This window comes from Belnapia moabensis DSM 16746 (assembly GCF_000745835.1).
Classification (GTDB): Bacteria; Pseudomonadota; Alphaproteobacteria; order Acetobacterales; family Acetobacteraceae; genus Belnapia; species Belnapia moabensis.
Map to the genome: position 1 here is coordinate 70,488 of NZ_JQKB01000017.1, position 22,971 is coordinate 93,458.

Sequence of the window (22,971 nt, forward strand, 5' to 3'; positions counted from 1 at the left end):
CTTGAGCCAGTTTGAGCCGCCTTACCCCAGCCCCTTCATCGCCTCTCCCACCGCCTCATCCCGTCCCATCTTCCCCAGCGTCCCCAGCCCCCGCTCATACTGCGGCGCCACGCGCAGCGCCTCCGTCCGCCCCAGCGCCGCCGCGGCGTGGATCGGCCAGTACGGGTCGCGCAGCAGCGCCCGCGCCAGCAGGATCAGGTCGGCCTTCCCCTCGCTGAGGATCGCCTGCGCCTGCTCCGGCTCGGTGATCATCCCGACCGCCGCGACGGCCACCCCGGCCCCCTCGCGCACCGCCGCCGCCCCCGGCACCTGGTAGCCCGGCCCGACGGGAATCGCCTGCCGCGCATCCAGCCCGCCGGAGGTCACGTCGATCATGTCCACCCCCAGCGCCTTCAGTCGCGCCGACAGCGCCACCGTCTCCGCCGTCGTCCAGCCCCCCTCCACCCAGTCGGTGTGGGACAGCCGCACACAGAGCGGCACCTCGTCGGGGATGGCCTCGCGCACCGCCCGCGCGCATTCCTCGGTCAACCGCACCCGCCCGTCGAAATCCCCGCCCCAGCCATCGTTCCGCTGGTTGGCCAGCGGCGAGAGGAACTGATGCAGCAGGTAGCCATGCGCCGCATGCAGCTCGATGAAACGGTACCCCGCCACGATGCTCCGCCGCGCCGCCGCCGCGGTATCGGCCACCACCTGCGCGACCTCCGCATCGCTCAGCGCCCGCGGCACCGCATAGCCCTGGAAGGCAACGGCGCTCGGCCCGACCGGCACCCAGCCCGGCTCCGCAGGCCCGTGCAGCCAGGCCTGCTTCCGGCTCCCCTTCCGCCCCGCATGCGCGATCTGGATCCCCGGCACGGAGCCCATGGCGGCGATGCCCTCCGCCAGCCGCCTGTGGCCAGGAATCTGCCCATTCTCCCAGATGCCCAGATCGGCCGGCGAGATGCGCCCCTCCGGCGTCACCGCCGCCGCCTCGGTGATGGTCAGCCCCGCCCCGCCCACGGCACGGGACAGCAGGTGCTGCAGGTGCCAGTCGGTCGGCTTGCCATCCTCCGAGCAGGAATACTGGCACATGGGCGAGACGCCGATGCGGTTCTTGAGGGTCACGCCCCGGAGGGTCAGCGGCTCGAACAGGTCGGTCATGATAACGGACTCCAGGGGGGGCTCCACGGCGGCAACCGGCCCAGCCGGTTCTGGAATAGCGCGAACCAGGCGGGTTCCCCCGCCGGCCTCGGCAGAAGGTAGCCCATCGCGTCCGTGGGGAAACGGGTCAGCGTCACGCTGTCGCGCACATTCCCGCCGACGACATCGACCACCCCCGCCCCCGCCCGCACGACGATGTCGCAATGCATCGGCAGGAACCGCCCCTGGTCCGCCGCCCTCTGCCGCCAATCGCTGATCGGCACCTCGCTCCGGTCGGCACAGAGCAGATCCCCCGGCCTCGGCGCCACCTCGAACGCCCCTCGCGGCACGAAGGGCGCCGTCGCCGGAAACGCCGCCGCATCCCGAATGAGCGCATCGACGTACTCCGCATGCGCGGCGGAAGGCGGAAACTCCCGCCTATCGACCCCCGCCGCTCCCATGACGAAGGAGATGAAGGCCGCCGACCAATAGGGCTCCCGCCACAACCCCTGGCCCGCCGCCCCGCCGATCGCCTCGGCATAGAGCGCCCGGTTCCGCTCGATGGCACCCTCATCCTTCGGCACCGCTCGCCAGTAGGCGAGCACGCGGGGGAAGTTGGCCGGCTCGCTCTCCGCCCCCGTGGAGGCGCCCGTCTCTCCCGCCTCCACCACCACGCCACCCCAATCCGCCCATTCCGCCAGCGCGATCCGCACGACCCTCTCCCGCGCCGCCGGCGGATAAGGCAACGGCGCGGCAAGGGGCGGCGCCCCCGCACAGGCCCCGAGCAACAGCAGAAGCAGGATCGATCGCATGCTCCCCTCTACCGCAACGAGCTCCCCTTCCATAGGCTCCCCGGGATGAGCGACACCCCCTCCGGCCGCCTCTTCTTCCAGAGCGAGACCTTCCGCGTGGAAGCCTCGAGCGCCCGCACCCGCCACCCCCGCGTCACTGCCCGCCACCTGACCGAGCCGGCGCGCGAGGTGCCGATCCACGCCGAATGCGACGTGCTGGTGGTCGGCGGCGGCCCCGCCGGCACCGCCGCCGCCGTCGCCTCTTCCCGCCTCGGCGCCCGGACGATGCTGCTCGAGCGTCACAACCATCTCGGCGGCCTCTCCACCGGCGGCCTCGTCATCTGGATCGACCGCATGACCGACTGGTCGGGCAAGCTGGTCATCCGCGGCTTCGCCGAGGAGTACCTCGCCCGCCTGCCGAAGGGCGCCATCTCCGGCCCGCCACGCGAGGCCTGGGGCAGCCGCGACGCCGCGACCGCCGCCTGGTGGGCCCTCCGCACCGCCGCCTTCCACGGCACCGTAACCCACTCCCCGACGGCCGACCCCGAATGGATGAAGGCCGTGGCGCTGGAAATGGTGATCGAGGCCGGCGCCGAGCCGCTTTTCCACGCCTGGGGCGCCCAGCCGGTGATGCAGGGCGATGCCGTCCGCGGCGCCATCTTCGAGAGCAAGCAGGGCCGCCGCGCCATCCTGGCGAAGGTGGTGGTGGACGCGACGGGCGATGGCGACCTCTTTCACCGCGCCGGCGCCGCCTGCTCCGACGACATCGAGGAAGCCGACATCCATCACGCGATGAACACCAGCTGGATGTTTGGCGGCGTCGACATGGTGGCCTATCTGCGCTGGCGGGCGGAGCAGCCGGAGCAATTCGCCGCCTTCCTCCAGCGCGGGCGCGAGGCGCATGGCCAGTTCGAGAAGGCCTTCGTTTCCTGGCGGAACGATGTCGCCCTGTTCATGGGCCCGCGCATGACCGGCTTCTCGGCCGTCGCCGTGGATGACCTGACAGAGGTGGAAATCCGCAGCCATCGCCTGATGTTGGCCCATTTGGACTTCTATCGTGCCCATGCCCCCGGCTTCGCCGGCGCCTGGCCGCTGCTGAGCGCCCCGCAGCTCGGCATCCGCCACGCCCGCCGCTTGATCGGCCTGGGCGCCGTCACCCGGGCGATGTGGGACGGCCGCGTGGCCCCGGACGAGATCGGCATCTCGCCGCCGCTCTCGCCCCGCTTCGCCAATGTCTCGGTCCCCTACGGGGCCCTGGTGCCGGCGCGGCTGGACGGGCTGCTCGCCCCCGGCCGCCACCTGTCCTGCGATGCGACAAGCCACTCCTTCATGCGGGAGATTCCGCAATGCTGGCTGACCGGCCATGCCGCCGGCGTCGCCGCCGCGCTGGCCGCCGACCGGGGCGTGGAGCCGCGCGCGGTCCCTGTGCAGGATATTCGGCAGTTTCTGCACGCCCAGGGCGCGCATCTTACGGCCAGCGGCGCCGCCTAAACTCTACATGAAAATTTGTTAATCAAAGGACCATATTCACGTTATCGTGAGTGCGTATACTGTTTCTCGTTCAGGCAGTGGCCTTGGACGTCTCCTCCCAGTGATCTGTGCCGCAACCTGGGGTTGGGCACTTGGTCGCCACTTCGGGCCGGTCGGTCGCGGGTGTCACGCCCGCCACCACCGGCCCGCTTTTTTTGTTTTCCGCACGACAACGCTGCGCGTTGCCGCGGGGGCCCCGGTTTCGTAAAACGCCAAACGCGCGGCATCCCGCCCCGGCAAAGCCGTGGCGGGTTCCGTCAGGTCGAAAGCGTCAGAAGCGGTTGTTCAGCCGCAGCAGGATGCGCGTCTCGTCGAAATTGGCGGCCTTATCGTAGCGCAAGGCGCCGCCCAGGCTGAGGCGGGGCGTCAGCGCATAATCGACATCCGCCCTGAGCCCGCCGATCAGTCCGTTGGTGGACTGGCCCTGATAGCGCGCCAAGACGGTCGGGTCCGTCCGCGACAGCGCCACGGCGCGGGCCTGCATGTCCGGGTTGTTCGGGTAGAGGTCGCTGTCGTTCTCCCGCCAATTGACGTAGCCGATCGTGCCGCCAACGCGGTAGCTGAAGTCGCCGATCTTGCTGCGGTAATCGACGGGGAAGTTGATCGCCGTGTAGCTCTGCGGGCTGTAGTAGCCGCCCTGGCCATAGGTGAAGTGGCGCAGGTTCTTGTCGAAGGCGAAGTAGACTAGGTCGACGCCCGCCGTCAGCTCCGTATCGCCCTCGCGGATGATCGGATAGCCGAGGCCGAGGCCCGCCTCCGTCCGCGTGTTCCGCGCCACCTGGTCGCCCTCGTAGATGGCATAGCCGCCGCCAGCATAGATGTAGCCGCGCCCGACCGGAATCTCGACCTGCGCGCGTCCGCCGGAGCGGGTCACCCCGCCCCAGTACCGCCCCTGGATCGGGTCGCGCACGCCGGACCAGGAGAGCAGGCTGTCGGTGATCGCCCGCCGCTCCGCGGTGACGCGCAGACGGAGATTGTCGGTGATGGCCGGCGCCAGCTCGACGCCGCCGAGCAGGCTCGTCGTGTGGAAGCCGAGCGGCGTCGTGCCGACATCCGCCCGCAGCCAGTCCGACCGCGTATAGCCAATCGAGAAGCCGACGCCCGAGGCGGTGTTCGTCCCCCCACCGGCCGGGTTGCCGCTGATCAGGTTGGTGCCGAAGCGCCGCCGCGTGTTCTCGTCGGTGCCGAGCTTGCCGCTGTCGATGGTGACGGGGCTGATCGTGGCGCTCAGCCGCCCACCAAGCGCGCCCGGCGAGACGGAGGCCGTCACCGCCCCCGAGGCCTCGTTCAGCCGGTCGAGGCCGCGCGAGCCGGAGCGCGCCCGGCCGCCGACCGTGCCCGTCATGCGCGGCGCCGTCTCCTCCTCGATCGCCGCAAGCTGCGTGGCGATGTCCTGCGCCACCGGGTCGTTCGGCAGCGCCACCAACGGCGCCCGCCCCGGCGTGGGGACGAGGCCGCCGCGGGCGAAGGGATTCTCCATGCCGGTGAAGGAGACGGGCGTCGCGCCGCCGCCTTGCGCCATCACCACCGGCCGAGCCACCTCCTGCTGCCGCTGCGCCGCCGCCAGCTCCAGCGCCCGCCGCGCCCGGCTGTCCTGGCCGAAGGCGCGCGCCACGCGGGCCTCGAGCAGCGTCGCCCGCGCATCCTGCGGCGCCAGCGCCCGGCCTTCGGCGACCAGCGCCTCGGCCCGCGACCGGTCGCCGGCGGCGACGGCGGCATCCACCGCGCTCCGCCGGGCGTCGAGGTCGCGCGGGTCGCGCGCCAGCACCTGCTCGGCGAGGCGCATCGCCTCGGCCGGGCGCCGCGCCCCCTGATAGAGCCGGGCGAGGGCCAGGCGCAGCTCCGGGCTTTCGGGATTGGCGGCCAGCGCCGGGCGCAGCCGCTCGAAGGCGCCGGCCTGGTCGCCACTCTCGTTCAGCCGGTCGGCGGCGCGGATGGCGATGCCGGTGCGCAGCGCGGCGAGGTCGCGCCGCTGCTCCGCCGGCAGGCTCGCCCCATCGGCGGCATCGGCGAGCGCCCCTGCCTCCGCTTCGAGCCCGGCGCCCAGCAACGCGCTGGCGATGGCGAGCTGCGCCCGCGCCCCGCCTGCCCGGTTCGCCGTCTGGCCGATCCGCCCTGCCTCGGCCGCGCCGAAGCGGTCATTGACCAAGGCGAAGGCGCGGATCACCGCCGCCGCCGTCGCGCCGGACGGATCGGGCCGCGCTGCCAACATCAGCAGCCGCTGCCGCCCGTCGATATTGCCGGCGCGCAGCATGTCGGCCGCCCGCGCCACCTCGGCCGTTGCCCGCGCCCGCTGCGCCAGCCGCGCCATGTCGGCGCTGCGCCGGCCGGGCGGGATGCGGTTGACCAGCGCCTCCACATCGGCGGCGCGGCCTTCCTCGTCGGCATAGAGGGCAGCGGCCATGACGGCGTCGCTGCTCGCGCCGCGCGCCGCCAGTTCCTCGACCAGCGCACGGCCTTCGCCGGCGCGACCCTCGCGCCGCAGCGTGCGGGCGAGGTCGAGCCGCACCCAGGGATCGTTCGGCACCAGCGCCATGGCGTTGCGCAGCAGGGCGGAGGCCGCGGCCGGGTCGGCCGAGCGTGCGGCCTCCTCGCGGTATTGCGCCGCCTGGGCCTCGTTCGGCGAGAGCACGGGCCGCGGCGTCGCCACGGCAACCATCTCGGAGGTCCGCCCGAGCGCCCGCAGAGCCTGGTTCAGCCCGAGCTGCGCCGGCACGAAGCCGGGCCGCCGGGTCAGGGCCGTGCGGAAGCGCTGCTCCGCCGCCGCCGGGTCGTTGCGCTTGAGCGCCAGCTCGCCGAGCGCAACCTCGGCATCGGTCTTGTCCTCGGCCTCGCGGCGGACGGCGCGACGCAGCACGGTATCCGCCTCGTCCAGCTTGCCGGCGCGCAGCAAGGCGCGGCCCTCGGCGAGTTCCGCGCTGTAGCTGGCCCCATCCAGCGCCTTCTGCCACTGCGCCGCGCGGGCCGGGTCGGCGGCGACGGCGCGCTCCAGCAGGGTGCGCGCCTCGGCCGTCTTGCCCTCGCGCATGCGGACGATGCCGAGGCCGCCGAGGGCATCCGCGTCATTCGGGTTGGCGGCGATGGCGGCCTCGAACTGCCGGGTCGCGTCGCGCAGCCCGCCGGCATCGAGGCGGGTGAAGCCTTCCTGCCGGGCGGCCGCGCCGGGGTCGGGCGGCGGCGCCGCGGCGCGCGCCTGTTCGATGCGGCGGCGAAAATCCTCATCGTCGGGGAAGCGGCGGAGGTAGGCCTCCTGCTGCGGCGCCGCGGCCGGGTCGCCGATGCCCCAGGCCAGGGCCTGCCGCCAGGCCCGCCGCGCTTCCGTCCCGATGCCCGGCTGATCGACCAGCCCGGCCAGCCGCTCGATCCCCTGCGACCGCGTGCCCGGCTGGTAGGTCAGCGTCTGCGCATAGGCGAGGCGAGCGCGCGGATCGGCATTCGGCCGCTCGGCGAGCGCAGCAAGGCCGCGCCTTCCTTCATCCGCCCCGGACGGAGCACCAGCGAGGGTCTGGTAGTATTCGAGGGCGAATTGCTCCGGCGGCCCGGCCTGGCCGAACAGGGCGCGGTAGCGCGCCACCGCCTCGGCCGCCTTGCCGTCGCGGGCCAGTTGCCGCGCCGTCTCGAGCGCGTTGCGGTCGATGGTGGCGCCGCGCACCACATTGTCGACCTGCGCCCGCTGCTCCTCCGTACCGCCCGCCGCGCGCAGCCGGGCGAGATAGGCCGCCGCCGCCGTGCGGTTGTCCCGCGCTGCCTCGATCCGCGCCGCGACGGCCAGCGCCGCGGTGTTGGTCGGATCGGCTTGGAGCGCCCGCTCGATCGAGGAGGCGGCAAGGTCCGCGCGGTCCTGGCTCAGCCAGCGTTCCGCCTGGCGGACCAGCAGGTCGATGCCGGCGCGGCTACTGCCCGAGCTGGGCGCCATGCTCGCCTGTGCAGCGGGCGGGACAACATCCGCCGCCGGCTGAGCGAGGCCAGCGCAGGGCGCCAGCAGCGCCAGCGCCCCAAAGGGAGCAAGCCGGGTCCGCATCTCAATGCGCCTTCTCGACAGGGGTGCGCGCGCGGAGCCGGATCGCCGCCCGGCGCCGCAGCATCCAGTAGAAGCAGCCGCCCATGGCGAGCGCCGCCGTCAGCAACAGCAGCAAGGCCCGCTCCGGGTGATTGCCGAACCAGATCTGCGGCCAGAGCCACCAGCCGGGGTCGCCGACCTCGTAGCGCGGCATGGCGCGGTAGGCGGCGACAGGGCCGCCCGCCATCACCACCACATCGCCCTGGATGCGGCGGGACTGCACCGGGTCGCGCAGCGCGCCCGCCATGGCGGCGACCGAGGCCTGGGTGGCACCGGTGATGGCGACGATGGACTGGCCCGCCTGCAACGGGCTCTCCGCGCCGATGATGGCGCCGAGCCCTTCCTCGGCATCGGCGAAGGCGGCGGCGGCGCGGTTGCGCTCGCCCCGGCCCGCCTCGCCAAGGAAGACGGCCCGCACATCCTGCAAGGCATCCGGTAGGGCGAGCACGAGGCGGTCCCCTTCCAGCCGCACCGGCGTCTCCTTCAGCAGGGAGGCGATGGCGGGCATGCGGCCAAGCGGCCCGATCGCCAGCAGGTCGCGCCCCGCGACGGCGGCGAGGCCGTTGGCATGCACCACCTGCACCCCCGTCGCCGGCAGGCCGACGATGACGGAAAGCTGGCCGATCAGCTCGAGGAAGACCTGCGTCTCCACCGCGGTCGGCCGCTCCGGCAGCACCACCGCGGTGCCGGAGAGATCGGCCATGCGAGTGAAGGGGAAGCCGGCGGAGGCGAAGAAGCCGAGATTGGGCATCCGCGCATAGCGATGGATGCGGCTGAGGTCGATGGTGCTCTCCGGCTCCACCGAGGCGCGCAGGTCCGACGGCGTGGCGACGCATTCGCCCCGTGCCAGCGGCCGCATGTCGAAGCGGAGCTGCAGCTCGTCGCGGCCGAGCAGCAGATAGGGCGGCACGCTGGCGCGGCCCTCGCGGATTTCCGGGCTGCCGAAGATTCGGCGCCAGGCAAGTTCCAGCGGCCACCACAACTCGCCCGGGTTGAGCGGCAGCGAGCGGATATAGGTTTCCGAAACCGAGACATCGAGCCGCGAGGCGGAGATGTCGATCACCGGCCCGGGCGGCGCGCGGAAGCGCAGATCGACCGGGAAGCCGCGGTTGCGCCAGGTGAGGATGTCGGGCGCCGTGCGCAGCGGCACGCGGATCGGTGCCGGCGCGTAGCCCGCGCCTTGCAGATCCGCCTTCTCGACCAAGCTGCCAAGCGTGACCGGCCGGTCGGTGGCCACCCAGCGCGGCGAATCATAGGGCCGGCGTGGGGCGATGGAGGGCGGCGCGACGCGCGCCATCTCGCCCGTGAGCGCCGCCTTGCCGACCGCGAGCACCGAGGCGGCAGCGGCCAGCTCCGCCTCCGTCCGGCCGCCGATGACGAGCAACGTGCCGAAGCTGTCGGAGGGATTGGCGACGAGGGCGATGGTCGGGCCGTCGAAGCGTGGCAGGGCGAGGCCCGGGACGCCATCCGTGCCGAGGGCGAAGACCACCGCGTCGCCCTTCGGCGGCGGGGTGCGCTCCACTGGGAAGCTTGCCCCACGGTAGTCGGCCTGTACTGCGAACCAGGAGGTGGCGATGGCGGCGGCGCGCAGCGTGTTCGGCCCGGCATTCTCGGCGATCACCACCGGCAGGGTCAGCGCCCCGCGCAACACGCGCCGGTCGAAGAGCGGCTCCGGCAGGCGGGCCAGGTCGCGGGTCGACGGCAGACGCTCGATCCGCATGGAAACGGTCGAGAGGTCGGAGACGGTCGCCCACAACAGGCCGGAGAGCGGGTCGTTGCACTCCACCGCATAGCGGCCGGAGAAGCGGAAGTTGAGCCGGTTGATGTCACTGAAGAAAAGCGGGTCGAGTGGGAATTCCATCGGCCCGAAATTCTGCCGCGCCGGATCGACCGGGATGGTGCCGACGAACTGCTCGTTCAGGGTGATGGCGATCTGCGACAGTGAGGCGATAAGCTGCGGCGAGACGCCGCCCGAGACGGAGAGCTTCGCCTCTGTCACCACCTCATCGGCGCGCAGGCCGAATTGCACGCCCTGGAGGTCCGAGACGCCCCGCAGCTGCATCGGCCCGCCGAGGCCGAGCTCGCGCAGCGTCGGGTTGACCTGGCGGACGGCATCGGCCGGCTCGGCGAAGGCAGGCCGGCCGACGGCGGGCGCCGGCGCGAGCGCCGGGAGCTGTTGCGCTGACGCGCCGGGCGCGAAGGTCAGCAGGCCGAGCAGGGCACCGGTGACGGCGGCCGCCACCTGCCGGCGCCGCCGCGGCTCCACCACGTCGGAGACGCGTTCCGGGGCAGCTGGCGCCGGCGCACCGGCCCGCATCGGCTTCTGCACCACCTTCGGGAAGGCGATCCGGTACTTGCGGAACACCGCATCGGCCGTCGCCAGCACGACATTGGCGAGCGAGCGCAGCGGCTTGTCCACGGGCCAGTCATCCCAGTGCAGCCAAGCATCGGGCCGGCCGAAGAAGACGCGAGCGACGGCGGCCTCGTCGGCCAGCGTCTCCACGATGAAGCGGAGGAAGACCTCGTCATCCACCCAGCGCAGCACCTCGGCCTGCACCTCGATCACCTCGCCGCAAGTCTCGAAGGCGATGGTGGCGCGGTCGCCCTCCATGGTGCCGAGCGGACGGGCCAGGGTGATGCGGGCGCCGGAGAGGGAGATGTTGGAGGTCTGCGCCTGGATGCTCTCGCCGCTGGCGAGCCTTAGCGTTGCCGGCACCACCGCATCGGTACGGGCGCGGACGCGCATCTGCTCCCGCTCGCGGCCCACAGCCACGGCGGCCGAGGCGGGGATGACGCAGAGCGCCGCCCAGATGGTGTTCAGCAGATAGGCGCGGTATTGCAGGGTGGAACTGTCGGTGGTGATGATGCCGATGATACCGATGACGAGGCCGACCAGCAGCAGCGCGGTCAGCACTACCATCGCCATGACGGTCGGTAGGTCGAGATAGCCCTCCTCCACCATACCGCCCTTGTCGGTGACGTTGAACTTGCCCTTGGTCGGGTCCCACAGCGTCTTGAAGGTCACCGGGATGAGCTGCCAGGCGAGCGAGGCCTCATAGATTTCCGACCAGAAGGAGTGACGGTGCTTGCCGTTCAGCCGCGCCGTGGTGGCTACCGCGTGGAACATGTGTGACCCCGCATAGGCGATGATGCCGAGCGGACTCGCCGCGATCACGCTCTCGCCGAAGAAGAGGAAGGCGAGCGGCGAGGTGAGGAAGATCAGGCGCGGAATGGCGAAGAGGAAGCCGAAGCCGCCCATGAAGTAGCAGAGCCGCTGCCACCAGCCGAGCCCCTCGGCGACGATGGTCTTCTCCAGCCGCATGATCTGCATCATGCCGCGCGCCCAGCGCATCCGCTGGCCGACATGCAGCGAAAGGCGCTCCGTCGCCAGGCCCGAGGCCAGCGGCAAGCGGATATAAGCAGTGTGCCAGCCGCGCTTCTGCATCAGCAGGGAGCAGTGGCAGTCCTCGGTGACGGTGATATGCGGCACGCCGCCCACTTCCTCGAGCGCGGTGCGGCGGATGACGGCGCAGGAGCCGCAGAAAAAGGCGGCGTTCCACAGGTCGTTGCCCGGCTGGATGGCGCCGTAGAAGAGCAGCCCTTCATTCGGCACCGGCCGCTTGCGGGCGAGGTTCCGCTCGAACGGGTCGGGCGAGTAGAAGTAGTGCGGCGTCTGCACCATGGCGATCCGCGCATCCCGCACCAGCCAGCCCAGGGTGAGCTGGAGGAAGGAACGCGTCGGCGCGTGGTCGCAGTCGAAGATGGCGATGAACTCGCCCTTGGTGTGGCGCAGCGCGTGGTTGATGTTGCCCGCCTTGGCGCCCTTGTTGTCCGGGCGGATGACGTAGCCGCAGCCGCTCTCCTCGGCGAATTTGCGGAACTCCGGCCGGCGGCCGTCATCGAGGATGTAGACGTTCAGCTTGTCCCGCGGCCAGTCCATGTTCATCGCCGCGAGCACGGTCGGCCGCACCAGGTCGAGCGATTCGTTGTAGGAGGGGACGTAGACGTCGACGGTCGGCCAGAGATCCGGGTTGGCCGGCAGCGGCACTGGCTTGCGGTCGAGCGGCCAGGAGGTCTGCAGGTAGGAGAGCGCCATCAGCAGCCCGGCATAGAGCTCCGCCAGGAAGAGCAGCACGCCGAGGATGATCTGCGGCCAGGTCTCGAATTCCAGCGTATCCGTCGCCCGCCAGTAGAGGTAGCGGAAGGTGATGGTGATCGACATCACCACCAGCACCAGCCCGATGCGGCGCGAGGTGAAGCGGTTGAGGAAGAGGAAGGCGATGATGCCGCCGGTGGTCAGCACTGCCTGCTGCTCCGCCTCCATCGGCAGGGTGATGTAGACGAAGCAGCCGAGCAGGCCGAGCGTGACGAGCACCGCGCGCAGCACCCGATATTGCAGCTTCGGCGGGGCCGGGAAGGCGGCGGCGCTCATCGCAGGCCCCAGTCGCTGAGGGCGGAGAAGCTTCCGCGCCGCTTGGCCTGGCTTCCGGGCGGCGCCAGCCGCAACCGGGCGGCCATTGCATCAGCGACCGCGCGCAGATCCTCGGCCGCCGGCCCATCGTGCGGATCGAGCAGCAAGCGCTTGTCGGCCAGCGCCTCGGCCACCGCCTCGTCGCGGCAGACGGCGCCGATCAGCCGCGTGCCGAGCGCCTCCGCCGCGCCGTCGAAGACCGCGCTGCCGAGCGGCGCGTCGAGATCGACCTGGTTCAGCACCACCACGGCCTTGTCCCCGGCCCGCGCCGCCAGCCTGCCGCGGCCGAGCCAGCGGTTGGAGGCGACAACCGGGATCTGCGCCGCGCTCGCCGCATCGGCCAGCAGCACGATGACCAGCAGGTCGGCCAGCGGCAGGATGGCGCCCGTGGCCGGCGTCGGCCCCGGCGGGCTGTCCACGACGACGACCAGGTCCGGGTCGGCCAGCATCTCCCGCACCGGCCCGGCCAGCAGCTCCGGCTCGGCATGCAGCGCCTGCGTGGTCTCCAGCGCCGTCAACGGATCGACCGTGCCATAGGGCAGCACGCGGACGCCGTGGCCGGTCTCGACCGTGGCCTGGCGCCAGAGCGGGCGATGCACGATCTCGCCGAGGAAGCCCATCTCCTCCCGTAGCGGCAGGCCGAATTGCAGGCGCAGCGCATTCTGCGGGTCGAGGTCGATGGCAAGCACGCGATGCCCGCGCTGGGCGAGCAGCGCCGCGACATGGGCGGCGAGGGTCGTCTTGCCGACGCCCCCCTTGGGTGAGGCGAATGCGATGAGCGGCATGGCGACAGGGCTGCCTTCAGCCTGGCCAGGCGCGTCGCGGCGTCGTGCCGCGCGGCCTGGGCGAAATGGGGGCGGGCGATGGTGGGCGCGCGGCCGCGCCGCCAGGAAGCGCCGGCATGGCGGGACGCGGCGCAGACCGAGCCGCGGGGCGGGGCGACGGAGCGATGGCCGGCTCCGGCGCAGGGGTGAGTTCTTCCAGCATGCGGTAGCGCCGGCTGGCGGGCGGCGGGGCGGCGTGCGGCGGCTCGGCCGGCGGCCGGACGAGGCGGATGGGCACCACCTCCGGCATGTGCTCGACCGGGGGCGGAGGCGGCGCGAGGACGGCCGGCTCGGGCGCCATCGCGGGCTCCGGAATGACGAGCGGCGGGCTCTCGGCCAGCGGTGCCGTCTCGGCCTGGGCTGCCTCGAATTCGGGTTCCGCCTCCGGCGCGATTGGGATCGGGTCGAATTCGACGGCAGGGAACGGGATATAGCGGAAGGCCCTGAGATCGCAGGCTGCAGCCACCTTGGCGACTTCACGCTCCACGGTCGAATTGTCCTCTGCAAATTATCGACATGATGTAGGGCCGAGCCGATTGCTGCAACCTTACGACGAACGGCATTTACACCTTCTTAGCGAAAACGCACCGAGAAACCGGAGGCGAGACCCAATCAGGAGGGGGAAATTTTATGGCTCGATACAGCCATAGGTAATATAGGTGGCCATGCTCGCCAGCCAGGGTGGCTGTCGGCCGATTCCAGCCTAATCTCCACATTCCCCGAAGGGTCTCTCCGATGCTCATCGAGCCCATCCGCACCACCACCCGCTACGGCGAGAGCGGCAAGACCAGCACGCTGCACTACACCATCGGCAGCCTGACGGTGATCGCGGTGCTGTTCGGCCTCTTCCTCCTCGCCGGGCTGGAGCTCTAGGCCATCGGCTGGCTGCGCGATCGCCGGCTCTGGCTGGCGCTGTTCGCGGTCGCGCTCATCCTCGGGCTACGGTTGTCGGGCCTCGGCGAGCTACTCTCGATCGAGACGCTGCGCAGCCACCGGGCGGAGCTCACCGGCTGGGTCGCGGCGCATCAGGTCGGCGCAGCGCTCGCCTATATCGGGCTGTATACCGCGGCGGTCGCCTTCTCCATCCCCGGCGCCGTCATCCTGACGCTGGCGGGCGGCTTCCTCTTCGGCGCCGTAGCAGGCACGTTGCTGGCGGCCACGGGCGCGACGGCGGGGGCGGTGCTGGTCTTCCTCTTCGCCCGGGCGATCTTCGGCGAGAAGGCGCTGGACCGCTTCGGCGAGCGGGGGCGGAAGCTGGCCGAGGGCATCCGCCGCAATGCCTGGTCCTACCTGCTGGTGCTGCGGCTGGTGCCGCTCTTTCCCTTCTTCCTCGTCAACCTGGTGCCGGCCTTCGTCGGGGTGCGGCTGCCGGTCTATGCGGCGACGACCTGCCTCGGCATCCTGCCGGCGACGGCGGTCTTCGCGCTATCAGGGGCGGGGCTCGGCTCGGTGCTGGATTCGGGCGGGCCGCTCGAACTGCGCTCCATCCTGACGCCGCAGGTGCTCGGCGCGCTCTGCGGCTTGGCGGCACTGTCACTCGCCGCCATCCCGCTGAAGAACCGCTTTCAGAGGGCGGAGTAGCCCCCGTCCACCGTCCAGTTTGAGCCGGTGACGAAGCTCGCCCGCTCCGAGCAGAGCCAGACCACCGCCTCGGCGATCTCCTCCGGCACGCCGAAGCGGCCGAGCGCGGTGCGGGCGACGATCCGGTCGCCGCGGCGGCGCTTCGATTCCTCGGTCATCGGCGTCTCGATATAGCCGGGGCAGACGGCGTTGATGCGGATGTTCTCCGCCGCATGATCGACGGCCGCCGCCTTGGTCAGCCCGACCACGCCATGCTTGCCGACGACATAGCCCGCTGCTCCCGGCAGCCCGACCAGCCCGGCGACGGAAGCGGTGTTGACAATGGCGCCGCCGCCCTGCTTGCGCATCTGCGCCACCTCGTGCCGCAGGCAGCGCCAGACGCCGGTGAGGTTCACGTCCAGCAGCCGCTGCCAGGAGGCCTCGGCCAGGTCGGCGGCCAGCACGCCCGTCGCGTTGACCTGATGCGGCGCGATGCCGGCATTGTTGAAAGCGCAGTCGAGCCCGCCGAAGGCCGCGACAGCCGCCGCCACCATGGCCTGCACCTGCTCCTCATCCGTCACGTCGCAGGCGATGGCGACCGCCTGCCCGCCCTGCGCCTCGATGGCGGCAACGGTCTTCTGCGCCGCCTCCAGCGTCTGGTCGGCAGCAGCCACCCAGGCGCCCTCGCGGGCGAAGGCGAGCGCCGTCGCCCGGCCGATGCCGGAGCCCGCCCCCGTCACCAGCGCCGACTTGCCGGCGAGCATCCCCTTCGTCCCGCTCACAGCGCTGTCTCCTCGGCCCAGTGATGCGCCAGCGAGAGCGCAGCCTGCCGCAGCACCAGCGCCGAGGCCGGGATGAACTTGCCCATGGTGAGGAAGGCATGGATCTGGTCGGCGACATGCAGGTAGGTGACGCGTACGCCATCCTCCTCCAGCCGCCGCGCATAGGCCGCGCCCTCATCGACCAGCGGGTCGTAGCCCGCGGTCATGACAAAGGCGGGCGGCGTGCCGGCCAGGCTGTTGGCGCGCAGCGGCGAGGCCTGCCACTCGAAACGCCGCTCCGGCTCCGGCACGTAATGGCCGATGAACCAGCGCATGGTCTCGCTGGTGAGGATCAGGCCCTCGGTGAAGCGTTCATAGGCCGGGCGATGCGCCGCCATGTCGGTCGCCGGGTAGAGCAGCATCTGGTAGCCGACCGCCGGCACCGTGCCGTCCCGCCCCATGATCGCCAGCACGGCAGCGAGGTTGCCGCCGGCGCTGTCGCCGCCGACGGCGAGCTTCGTCGGGTCGATGCGGAGCGGCCCGGCATTCTCCACCACCCAGCGCAACGCCGCCGCGCTGTCATCGACCGCCGCCGGATAGGGGTGCTCGGGCCCCATCCGGTAGTCGACGGCGATGACGCAGCAGCGCGCCGCATTGGCCAGCAGCCGGCAGGGCTGGTCGTGGCTGTCGAGGTCGCCGATCACCCAGCCGCCGCCGTGGAGGAAGAGCAGGCAGGGCAGCGCCTCTCCGGCCTCGGTACCGGCGGCGCGGTAGCGGCGCAGCTTGATGGGGCCGGCCGGGCCGGGGCAGGTGAGGTCCTCGACCTCCGACACCGCCTCCCCCTCGGGCTGCAGCACGCTGCGAGACCTAGCCGAGGCGGCGCGGGCCTCCTCTGGGTTGAGCGTATGGATGGGCGGGCGACCCATCTCGCGGATCAGGTCGAGGACGCGCTGCGCGCCGGGATCGATGGGCATGGGGTTCAGCCTGTCCAGGAAAGGATTGCGGAAGCGACCTCGTCCGGCCGGTCGAGTTCGGCGAGATGCCCCGCGCCGGGGATCATGCGTATCTCGTGGGGGCCTGCAAGCCGGGCGGCGATGCGCCCGGCATAGCTTGGCGGCATGATGCGGTCCTGCTCGCCCCAAAGGATGAGCGTCGGCGCCGTGACCAGCGGCAGGCGCCGCTCCAGCCGCATATTGCCAAGCGGCCAGAAGATGCGCGCCGCCGCCTCCGTGGCGCGGGTCTGCTCGATCGGCCATTCGACCGAATGGGCGCCCTCCGGCATCGCCTTCAGCGCAGCCCAGCGCTCCGGATCGGCACACATCAGCCCCCCAACCCGGTCGGCACGCTGCGCCCAGGGGTCGGTCGGCGGGTCGCCCTCATCGAACAGGCCGAAGGGGGCCGAGAGCACCAGCCGGCGGACTGACGTCGGCCAGATCGCCGCCATCTCCGCCGCGAAGGAGGCGCCGACCGAGCTGCCGGCGAGATCCGCCCCGTCCAGCCCGGCGGCCAGCAGCGTCTGCCGCACCGCCAGCACCCAGTCGAGATGGCTGTCGAGCACGCTATGGCCGCGGTCACCGCCCGGAAAGCCCGGCAGCGAGGGCACGATGACGGTGCGGTGCTCCGCCAGCCGATCAAGGAAGGGAACCCAACGCGGCAGCCCGCCGAAGCCGGCCAGGAAGCCGAGCGGCGCGCCGCTGCCCTTGCGCCAGATGCGCGTCGGAAAGCCGTTAATGTCGACGGTCGAAACCTCGGGCCCGCTCATACCGCGGCCCTACTCGGCCGCCTGGCGAAAGGCGGGAATGGTCGCCCGCTCGGCTTCGGCCATCGGCTTCGGCCACCAGCGGTCCTCCCACTCGGCGAAGCGCGTCCGCATGCGCGGCATGACCTTCTCGGCAAACAGCCGCGTGTTGTACTGGGTCAGCTCCTTGCCCATGCTGCCGAACTGCATGAGCAGCATGAGATGGCCGACATTCAGGTCGTCGGCCAGCGCGTTGAGCTGCTCCACCACCTCGTCCGGCGAGCCGATCACGACATAGCCGCGGTCCACGAAGTCGGCCATGGTCATGCCGCGGTTCGTCTTGTCGCCCATGATGAGCGACTGCGCGTTCGCCGCCTTCTTCACCATGCTCTCGAGCCCGGCGCGCTGCGTCGCCTCCGTGCTGTAGCCGGCGGGCGAGGCGAAGCGCGGATCGACATGGAGGCAGCGGTTGAAGAAATACTCGGCTGGCTCGGTATAGAGGTCGATCGCCTGCTGGCGGCTCTCGGCCACGGCAACCACCTGGGCGAAACCGGCGCGATAAGGGTTCCGGTCCTTGCCGAGACGGTCCATCTCCGCCCAGAACCCGTCCATCGTCGCCTTGCCGGCCTTGTAGCCGTAATAGGACAGGTAGCAGTACACGTAGTCCATCTCGGCGCACCATTGCCAAGTCTCGACCGAGCCGCCGCCTGGAATCCAGATCGGCGGATGCGGCTGCTGCACCGGGCGCGGCCAGATGTTCACGTAACGCTGCTGGTTGAAGCGGCCGTTGAAAGCGAAGGTGTCCTGCTCCGTCCAGGCCTTGATGACGAGGTCATGCGCCTCGAGGTAACGCTCGCGCAGCATTGACGGGTTCTGGCCATAGGCGAAGCAGGTGTCCATCGGCGTCCCCACCGGGAAGCCGGCGATCAGCCGCCCGCCGCTGATGACGTCGAGCATGGCGAATTCCTCGGCCACGCGGGGCGGCGGGTTGTAGAGGGCGAGGCTGTTGCCCATCACGCAGATCGGCACCTGGCTGGTGCGCCGCGCCAGCGCCGAGGCGATGAGGTTGGGGCTCGGCATCAGTCCGTAGCCGTTCGAGTGGTGCTCGTTGACGCAGATCGCGTCGTAGCCGCAATCGGCGGCGTATTCGAGCTCATCCATGAAGTCGTTGTACATGCGGTGGGCGCGCTTCGGGTCGAAGAGCGAGGAGTGGATATCGACCCAGACCGAGGGATGCCGCTCCCGGAAGTCCTCCGGCAGCTCGGTATAGGGCATCAGGTGGAACCACATGAGCTTCATGGCAGGCCTCCTCCGGGCGCCGGGCGGATCGAGCCGCCTTCTGTGCCGAAAAGCCTAGCCTGCTACCGGAGAAGCTGGAAAGGGAGGATGCGGGACCGCCGGCGGAACGGTCAGGCCCGCTCCTCGCTCCCACTCACCACCACCGGCTCCAGCATCGCCTCCGCCTCCCGCTTCAGCTGCCGGTAGCTGCGGGCGGAGAAGGGCAGCATCCCGCCATAGATCAGCCCGCCCGCCGCCAGCGCCGCCCAGGGCTCGGTCAGCAGCACCGCCACATAGGCGCCGATGCCGAGCAGCAGCGGCAGCACGTAATCCGCCGGCACCTTGAAATTTTTGAAGCTCCAGGTCGGCAGGGTCGAGACCATCAGCCCGCCGACCACCACCAGCAGCAGGCCGGAGAAGGCCGGGTGCCGCACCGCTCCCGCCAGCCCGGCCCAGCCCCAATCCTGGAAGAGCAGCGCGGCGAATAGCGGGAAGAGTGCCAGCCCGGCGCCTGCCGGCGCCGGCACGCCGGTGAAGAAATTCTGCGAATAGGCCGGCTTCGGCGGCGGCCCGGCCAGCGGCAATGCCGGCGCATCCTCGATCGCGGCATTGAAGCGCGCCAGCCGCAGCGCCGAGCAGACGGCAAACAGCAGGCAGGGCGTGAAGCCGAGCCCCCGCGCGTCGTGCAGCGTCCAGAGGAAGAGAATTAGCGCCGGCGCCACGCCGAAGCAGAGGAAGTCGGAGAGGCTGTCAAACTCCGCGCCGAACCGGCTGGTCGCCTTCAGCAGCCGGGCGAGGCGCCCGTCCAGCGCGTCGATGGTGGCGCAGACGACGATCAGCGCCGCCGCCTTCTCCCATTGCGCGTCGAAGGCGAAGCGGATGGCGGTCAGCCCGGCGCAAAGGCCGAGCATCGTCATGATGTTCGGGATCAGCCGATTGAAGGAGGGGCCCTTGTAGCGCGGCCTGGTGCGGGGCCGGAGGCGCCGCAGCCGCCCTCGCAGGCGCGTCCCGCTCACAGCGGCAGCCTCGCAGGCATCAGGTCGGCGATCACCGTCTCGCCGCCGATCATCGTCTGCCCGACCGTGACCAGGGGCCGCACGCCTTCCGGCAGGTAGAGATCCGTCCGGCTGCCGAACCGGATGATGCCGAAGCGCTCGCCGGCATCAAGGCTATCCCCTTCCCGCACGTCGCAGAGGATGCGCCGCGCGACCAGCCCGGCGATCTGGACCACGGCGACATCCCGCCCATCCGGCAGGCGCAGCGCGAGGGCGTTCCGCTCATTGTCCTCGCTCGCCTTGTCGAGATTGGCGCTGACGAATTTCCCCGGCCGGTAGGCGATGCGCGTCACCCGGCCCGCCACCGGCGAGCGGTTCACATGCACATCCATCACCGAGAGGAAGATCGCCACCCGCCAGCGCGGCGCCGGGCCGAGGCCGAGTTCCGCCGGCGGCACGGCCGGCATGACGCTCACCACATGCCCGTCCGCCGGAGCGATGGCCAGCCCCTCGCGATCCGGGGGCACGCGGCGTGGGTCACGGAAGAAGTAGAGACAGAAGAGAGTGAAGATCAGCCCCAGCCAGAACAGCCAGCTGCCGAGCAGCAGCCCGCCAATGACAGCGACGGCAAGGCCGATCGCGATGAAAGGGTAGCCGGCCCTGTGGGGCGGGGCCAGCACGAGCCGCAAACTTTGTCCGAGCGCCATGGCGCGGGTTTATGGTGCGTTCATCTTCGGGCGGCAAGCTGTACCGCATGGCAAACCGCATCACCTCCGGCCTCACCTTGGGCCCCTTCGCCGTCGATCGCGATGGAACGTTGCAGCCTCGGGCGCCGGGCCTCCGCCCCGCCATGCGCTTCGCCTGGCGCGGCCGGCGCTGCGAGGCGGCCCTGACACAGGAGGAGGTGCATCTGGCCGCCTTCGCCGCCCGGGTTCCCTCCACGGCCGAGGCGGGGACGGACAGGCCAGGCGCCTTCGAGGCCATCGCCGCCCTCCCCGGCAGCCTGCCGCCGGGCTGGAAGGCGCGATTGCTGCCGGACCATCGGGTAGTGCTGGAAGCCTCGGCGCCATTGTCAGAGCCGCCGACGGCCACCGAGCTGGTCGCCGCCATGGTCCGCTTCGCCCTCGACCTCGACCCCTATCTGGACCGGCTGGACTCAGCGCTCGTGCCGCTCTCCGGCACCGCGAACAACTGACCGGGGTAGATCCGGTGCGGGTCGCGGATCTGCTCGCGGTTGGCGGCGTAGATCACCGTGTAGCGCGGCCCGCGGCCATAGACCCGGCGGGCGATGCGCCAGAGGCTGTAGCCGGGCTGGACGATCACCCGGCCCTCGCGCAGCATGTCATCGGGGATGGCCTCGCGCTGGAAGGGCAGCTCGATCCGCGCCGCGACGGAGCCGGCGGCCGCCAGCTGGTCCACCCGCAACATGTGCCGGCCAATGGCGGGCTGCTGCTCCGGGGTCAGGCTCCAGCGCCCGGCTCCATCCGCCACCGCATCCCCGGCATGGTCGCGGCCGACATAGAGGCGCAGCTTCACCCCGGGCGGGGCGCTGCCGGCGAAGCGCATGCCGCCCTGCTCGTCGTAATCGACCACATCGAGGCCGAGGCGCTGCCGCTCCGGAGCCGCCTCGGCCGGGGCCTGCAGCATGCGCGGCTGGGCGGCAGCATTGCCGGGCGCCGGCAGCAGCATCGCCATGGCGGCCTGCGGCTGCGCCGGCTCGGGCACCAGCAGCAGCAGGGAATCCTCGGAGGAGAGCGGCTCGCCGCCGGCCAGCCGGGCGGACAAGGAGAGTTCCCGCATGCCGGGCGGCAGCGGCTCGGCTAGCACGATGACCCATTCGCCGCGGCCATCGGCCCTGGCGCGTCCGAGTTCCCGGCCGCCATCGAACAACACCACCTCCGCCCCCGCCGCAGCGCGGCCGGCGGAAACCAGTATGCCCCGGGCACCGATGCGGGCGACGTCGAAGCTCGGGCGGATCGGGGCTGGTGCGGCCGGGAGTGCCGGCGGGGCTGGAGCAACCACCGCCGGCAGGGCCTGAGCAACGGGGCGAGCGGCCGGCAGCGGCGCTTCGGGCAGCAACAAGATGCCGCCCACCAGCGCCGCGAGCGCCAGCCCGATCAGGCTCAGCCACTTCATGCCCTGCGCCATGATTGCATCGGTCAATACCCGGTCTTCGGATGCTACCATATTCTAGGCGGACGCCCAGGGTCAGTAGCTGCGATGCAGAAGCCAAACGAAAATCAGCGGAAGCAGCCCAGCCATCGCCCAGCCGACCGGCTCCCCGGCGCGGCCGCCGATCCGCCCACCGAGCGCCGGGCCGAGCCAGAGCGCGGCGAATGGCGCCGCCGCCACCAGCCAGTCCGAGGTGCCGCCACGCGCCAGCACCGGCCCGGCCGCCAGTGCGGCGAGGCCGATCGCCACCGGCAGGGCCGCCGCCGCGCCCCATCCGCCGGCCGGCAGGGCGCCGACCGCCGCTGCCACGCCAGCCAGCGCCAGCAGGAACCAGGGCCCAGGCGGGCCGAAGAGCCAGAGCCCGGCCGCCAGCAGCGCCATCGCCGCAGCCGCTCCGATCGGTCCCCGCAGCGCCAGCAGCCCCGCCGCGCCGAGCGCCAGGAGCGCCAGCAGGACCACCATCGTCCGGCGCAAGTCGGGCAGGGTCAGCGGCCCGCCCGCCAGCCACCAAGCCGCACCGGCCAGGGCGAGCGTCGCCAGCACCACGGCCACCGCCCCTCGCCGTGCCGCCACCGCCAGCACGAAGCCCGCCAGCGCACCGCCGATGACCAGGGCCGGCAGCCGCTCCGGCAGTTGACGCGGCGTGCCGGTGAGGAGGCCGAGCGCCAGCACCCAGCCCACCGCCAGCCCGATCCCGGCGCCGAGCCCCGCCAGATCGCTTCGCCGCAACAGCCGGAACAGCCCGGCCCAGGCCAGGGACGCCACGAGCGCCGCCGCGACGCCGCGCCAGGGTAGAAAAAGGTCGATGCTCATCCGGCCCATCCTGCCCGAGCGCCGGTCCCGCTGCTAGGATGGCGTGATCAGCATGGAGAGGCCGGATGGGCGAGGCGCCGATGCGGGAGGTGAAGGTCTGGGATGGCTGGATCAGGCTGGTCCACTGGTCGATCGTCCTGCTGATCGGCCTGTCCTATGCCAGCATCCAGAACGGTTGGATGAAGACCCATTACTGGTCCGGCTATGCCGTGCTGACGCTGGTGCTGTTCCGCCTCGCCTGGGGGTTCGTCGGCTCGGACACGGCGCGGTTCTTCCGCTTTTTGAAGTCGCCCCTCGCTGCCTTCCACCACCTGCGCGAATTCCCGAAGCCGGAGCCGGATCGGGAGATCGGCCACAATGCCGCCGGCGGCTGGATGGTGCTGGTGCTGCTGGCGCTGCTGCTGGCGCAGCCGGTGACGGGCCTCTTCGCCGACAGCGGTTATGGCGATTACGGACCGCTCGCCAAATCCGTCACCTCAGAGACGAGCGACTGGCTGACCGGGCTCCACCACCGCATCTTCAACCTGATCCTTATCGCCGCCTCGCTGCATGTGCTGGCGGTCGGCGCCTATGCCCTGCTGAAGGGGCACGACCTAGTGCGGCCGATGGTCACCGGGCGCAAGACCTTGCCGGCGGATGCGGTGCCGCCTCGGCTCGGCTCGCCGTTGCTGGCCGCCGCCCTCCTCGGCGCGGCGGCCCTCCTCGTCTTCGGTATCAGCCGCTTCGGCTAGAGGATGTTGAAAAGGTAAAGCAGGATGAGGATGGGGATGGGAATTCCGAGAAGCCAAAGCAGGATGCCGCGCATGGTTGCACTCCGTAGCGTTTCAACGGCACCGGAACGCTTGCATCGCCGTGGCGCTGC

19 protein-coding genes are annotated in these 22,971 nt (G+C 71.4%); 5 read left to right on the plus strand and 14 right to left on the minus strand.

The features are described 5' to 3' along the window. Nucleotides 1-21: 21 nt before the first annotated feature. Nucleotides 22-1,137 carry an NADH:flavin oxidoreductase/NADH oxidase gene (locus EP26_RS13400; protein ID WP_043339123.1) on the minus strand — a complete coding sequence of 372 codons (1,116 nt, stop codon included), beginning with the start codon at nucleotides 1,135-1,137 and terminating at the stop codon, nucleotides 22-24. Then, complete coding sequence (locus EP26_RS33130) at nucleotides 1,134-1,928, minus strand: DUF2272 domain-containing protein (protein ID WP_245624388.1); 795 nt, start codon at nucleotides 1,926-1,928, stop codon at nucleotides 1,134-1,136. The genes EP26_RS13400 and EP26_RS33130 overlap by 4 nt, the downstream gene beginning before the upstream one ends. 45 nt (nucleotides 1,929-1,973) lie before the next feature. Here EP26_RS33130 and EP26_RS13410 point away from each other — a divergent pair, with 45 nt between their 5' ends. Beyond that, complete coding sequence (locus EP26_RS13410) at nucleotides 1,974-3,398, plus strand: FAD-dependent oxidoreductase (protein ID WP_052389136.1); 1,425 nt, start codon at nucleotides 1,974-1,976, stop codon at nucleotides 3,396-3,398. Nucleotides 3,399-3,708: 310 nt separating this feature from the next. Here EP26_RS13410 and EP26_RS13415 read toward each other — a convergent pair whose 3' ends face one another. Genes EP26_RS13415 through EP26_RS31940 form a run of 4 tightly spaced genes read right to left on the minus strand, consistent with a single transcriptional unit; the run spans nucleotide 3,709 to nucleotide 13,279 of the window. After that, nucleotides 3,709-7,458, minus strand: coding sequence for a cellulose biosynthesis protein BcsC (locus tag EP26_RS13415; RefSeq protein ID WP_043339124.1), 3,750 nt, complete (start codon nucleotides 7,456-7,458; stop codon nucleotides 3,709-3,711). A gap of 1 nt (nucleotide 7,459) precedes the next feature. Beyond that, on the minus strand, nucleotides 7,460-11,929 hold the full coding sequence (bcsA, locus tag EP26_RS13420) for a UDP-forming cellulose synthase catalytic subunit (RefSeq protein WP_043339125.1): 4,470 nt from the start codon (nucleotides 11,927-11,929) through the stop codon (nucleotides 7,460-7,462). Next, nucleotides 11,926-12,753 (minus strand): cellulose synthase operon protein YhjQ/BcsQ, encoded by an 828-nt coding sequence (locus EP26_RS13425; protein ID WP_052389137.1) that lies wholly within the window; start codon nucleotides 12,751-12,753, stop codon nucleotides 11,926-11,928. Before EP26_RS13425 ends, bcsA begins: the two co-directional genes overlap by 4 nt. A 16-nt stretch (nucleotides 12,754-12,769) precedes the next feature. Beyond that, on the minus strand, nucleotides 12,770-13,279 hold the full coding sequence (locus EP26_RS31940; protein WP_052389138.1) for a hypothetical protein: 510 nt from the start codon (nucleotides 13,277-13,279) through the stop codon (nucleotides 12,770-12,772). Nucleotides 13,280-13,527: 248 nt separating this feature from the next. On the opposite strand from EP26_RS31940, the gene EP26_RS34820 reads away from it, so the two are divergent. Then, a complete protein-coding gene (locus EP26_RS34820) occupies nucleotides 13,528-13,665 on the plus strand; it encodes a hypothetical protein (protein WP_157033524.1) in 138 nt (45 codons plus the stop codon). A 72-nt stretch (nucleotides 13,666-13,737) separates the two neighbouring features. Next, nucleotides 13,738-14,373: a TVP38/TMEM64 family protein gene (locus EP26_RS13435; RefSeq protein WP_245624389.1), complete on the plus strand. Its 636-nt coding sequence runs from the start codon at nucleotides 13,738-13,740 to the stop codon at nucleotides 14,371-14,373. Here the strand turns inward: EP26_RS13435 and EP26_RS13440 are convergent. The 6 genes from EP26_RS13440 to EP26_RS13465 all read right to left on the minus strand — a co-directional run bounded on the left by EP26_RS13440 (nucleotide 14,358) and on the right by EP26_RS13465 (nucleotide 19,831). Next, nucleotides 14,358-15,134: an SDR family NAD(P)-dependent oxidoreductase gene (locus EP26_RS13440; protein WP_245624390.1), complete on the minus strand. Its 777-nt coding sequence runs from the start codon at nucleotides 15,132-15,134 to the stop codon at nucleotides 14,358-14,360. The genes EP26_RS13435 and EP26_RS13440 overlap by 16 nt on opposite strands. Further along, nucleotides 15,131-16,087 (minus strand): alpha/beta hydrolase, encoded by a 957-nt coding sequence (locus tag EP26_RS13445; protein ID WP_043339129.1) that lies wholly within the window; start codon nucleotides 16,085-16,087, stop codon nucleotides 15,131-15,133. Before EP26_RS13445 ends, EP26_RS13440 begins: the two co-directional genes overlap by 4 nt. 5 nt (nucleotides 16,088-16,092) lie before the next feature. Further along, nucleotides 16,093-16,875 (minus strand): alpha/beta fold hydrolase, encoded by a 783-nt coding sequence (locus EP26_RS13450; RefSeq protein WP_043339130.1) that lies wholly within the window; start codon nucleotides 16,873-16,875, stop codon nucleotides 16,093-16,095. Nucleotides 16,876-16,884: 9 nt separating this feature from the next. Then, on the minus strand, nucleotides 16,885-18,150 hold the full coding sequence (locus EP26_RS13455) for an LLM class flavin-dependent oxidoreductase (RefSeq protein ID WP_043339131.1): 1,266 nt from the start codon (nucleotides 18,148-18,150) through the stop codon (nucleotides 16,885-16,887). A gap of 110 nt (nucleotides 18,151-18,260) precedes the next feature. Beyond that, nucleotides 18,261-19,145, minus strand: a complete 885-nt coding sequence (locus tag EP26_RS13460) for a CDP-alcohol phosphatidyltransferase family protein (RefSeq protein WP_052389139.1) — start codon at nucleotides 19,143-19,145, stop codon at nucleotides 18,261-18,263. Continuing rightward, nucleotides 19,142-19,831: a phosphatidylserine decarboxylase gene (locus EP26_RS13465; RefSeq protein ID WP_043339132.1), complete on the minus strand. Its 690-nt coding sequence runs from the start codon at nucleotides 19,829-19,831 to the stop codon at nucleotides 19,142-19,144. The genes EP26_RS13460 and EP26_RS13465 overlap by 4 nt, the downstream gene beginning before the upstream one ends. Nucleotides 19,832-19,878: 47 nt before the next feature. On the opposite strand from EP26_RS13465, the gene EP26_RS13470 reads away from it, so the two are divergent. Continuing rightward, nucleotides 19,879-20,319, plus strand: coding sequence for a hypothetical protein (locus EP26_RS13470; protein WP_043339133.1), 441 nt, complete (start codon nucleotides 19,879-19,881; stop codon nucleotides 20,317-20,319). Here EP26_RS13470 and EP26_RS13475 read toward each other — a convergent pair. Both EP26_RS13475 and EP26_RS13480 read right to left on the minus strand, forming a co-directional pair. Next, nucleotides 20,262-21,287: a LysM peptidoglycan-binding domain-containing protein gene (locus tag EP26_RS13475; protein ID WP_052389140.1), complete on the minus strand. Its 1,026-nt coding sequence runs from the start codon at nucleotides 21,285-21,287 to the stop codon at nucleotides 20,262-20,264. The two genes, EP26_RS13470 and EP26_RS13475, sit on opposite strands and share 58 nt — an antisense overlap. Nucleotides 21,288-21,332: 45 nt before the next feature. Next, nucleotides 21,333-22,109, minus strand: a complete 777-nt coding sequence (locus EP26_RS13480) for a hypothetical protein (protein WP_043339134.1) — start codon at nucleotides 22,107-22,109, stop codon at nucleotides 21,333-21,335. 65 nt (nucleotides 22,110-22,174) lie between these two features. On the opposite strand from EP26_RS13480, the gene EP26_RS13485 reads away from it, so the two are divergent. Further along, nucleotides 22,175-22,840 carry a cytochrome b/b6 domain-containing protein gene (locus EP26_RS13485; protein ID WP_043339135.1) on the plus strand — a complete coding sequence of 222 codons (666 nt, stop codon included), beginning with the start codon at nucleotides 22,175-22,177 and terminating at the stop codon, nucleotides 22,838-22,840. Nucleotides 22,841-22,971 lie beyond the last annotated feature (131 nt).

Excerpts from the sequence above, each read along its gene's own strand:
- EP26_RS13455 (WP_043339131.1), bottom strand. The coding sequence starts at position 18,150 with ATGAAGCTCATGTGGTTCCACCTGATGCCCTATACCGAGCTGCCGGAG.
- EP26_RS13410 (WP_052389136.1), top strand. The coding sequence starts at position 1,974 with ATGAGCGACACCCCCTCCGGCCGCCTCTTCTTCCAGAGCGAGACCTTC.
- EP26_RS13485 (WP_043339135.1), top strand. The coding sequence starts at position 22,175 with ATGGGCGAGGCGCCGATGCGGGAGGTGAAGGTCTGGGATGGCTGGATC.
- EP26_RS13480 (WP_043339134.1), bottom strand. The coding sequence starts at position 22,109 with ATGAGCATCGACCTTTTTCTACCCTGGCGCGGCGTCGCGGCGGCGCTC.
- EP26_RS13415 (WP_043339124.1), bottom strand. The coding sequence starts at position 7,458 with ATGCGGACCCGGCTTGCTCCCTTTGGGGCGCTGGCGCTGCTGGCGCCC.
- bcsA (WP_043339125.1), bottom strand. The coding sequence starts at position 11,929 with ATGAGCGCCGCCGCCTTCCCGGCCCCGCCGAAGCTGCAATATCGGGTG.
- EP26_RS13470 (WP_043339133.1), top strand. The coding sequence starts at position 19,879 with ATGGCAAACCGCATCACCTCCGGCCTCACCTTGGGCCCCTTCGCCGTC.
- EP26_RS34820 (WP_157033524.1), top strand. The coding sequence starts at position 13,528 with ATGCTCATCGAGCCCATCCGCACCACCACCCGCTACGGCGAGAGCGGC.
- EP26_RS13400 (WP_043339123.1), bottom strand. The coding sequence starts at position 1,137 with ATGACCGACCTGTTCGAGCCGCTGACCCTCCGGGGCGTGACCCTCAAG.
- EP26_RS13465 (WP_043339132.1), bottom strand. The coding sequence starts at position 19,831 with ATGGCGCTCGGACAAAGTTTGCGGCTCGTGCTGGCCCCGCCCCACAGG.
- EP26_RS13425 (WP_052389137.1), bottom strand. The coding sequence starts at position 12,753 with ATGCCGCTCATCGCATTCGCCTCACCCAAGGGGGGCGTCGGCAAGACG.
- EP26_RS13445 (WP_043339129.1), bottom strand. The coding sequence starts at position 16,087 with ATGCCCATCGATCCCGGCGCGCAGCGCGTCCTCGACCTGATCCGCGAG.
- EP26_RS13450 (WP_043339130.1), bottom strand. The coding sequence starts at position 16,875 with ATGAGCGGGCCCGAGGTTTCGACCGTCGACATTAACGGCTTTCCGACG.
- EP26_RS33130 (WP_245624388.1), bottom strand. The coding sequence starts at position 1,928 with ATGCGATCGATCCTGCTTCTGCTGTTGCTCGGGGCCTGTGCGGGGGCG.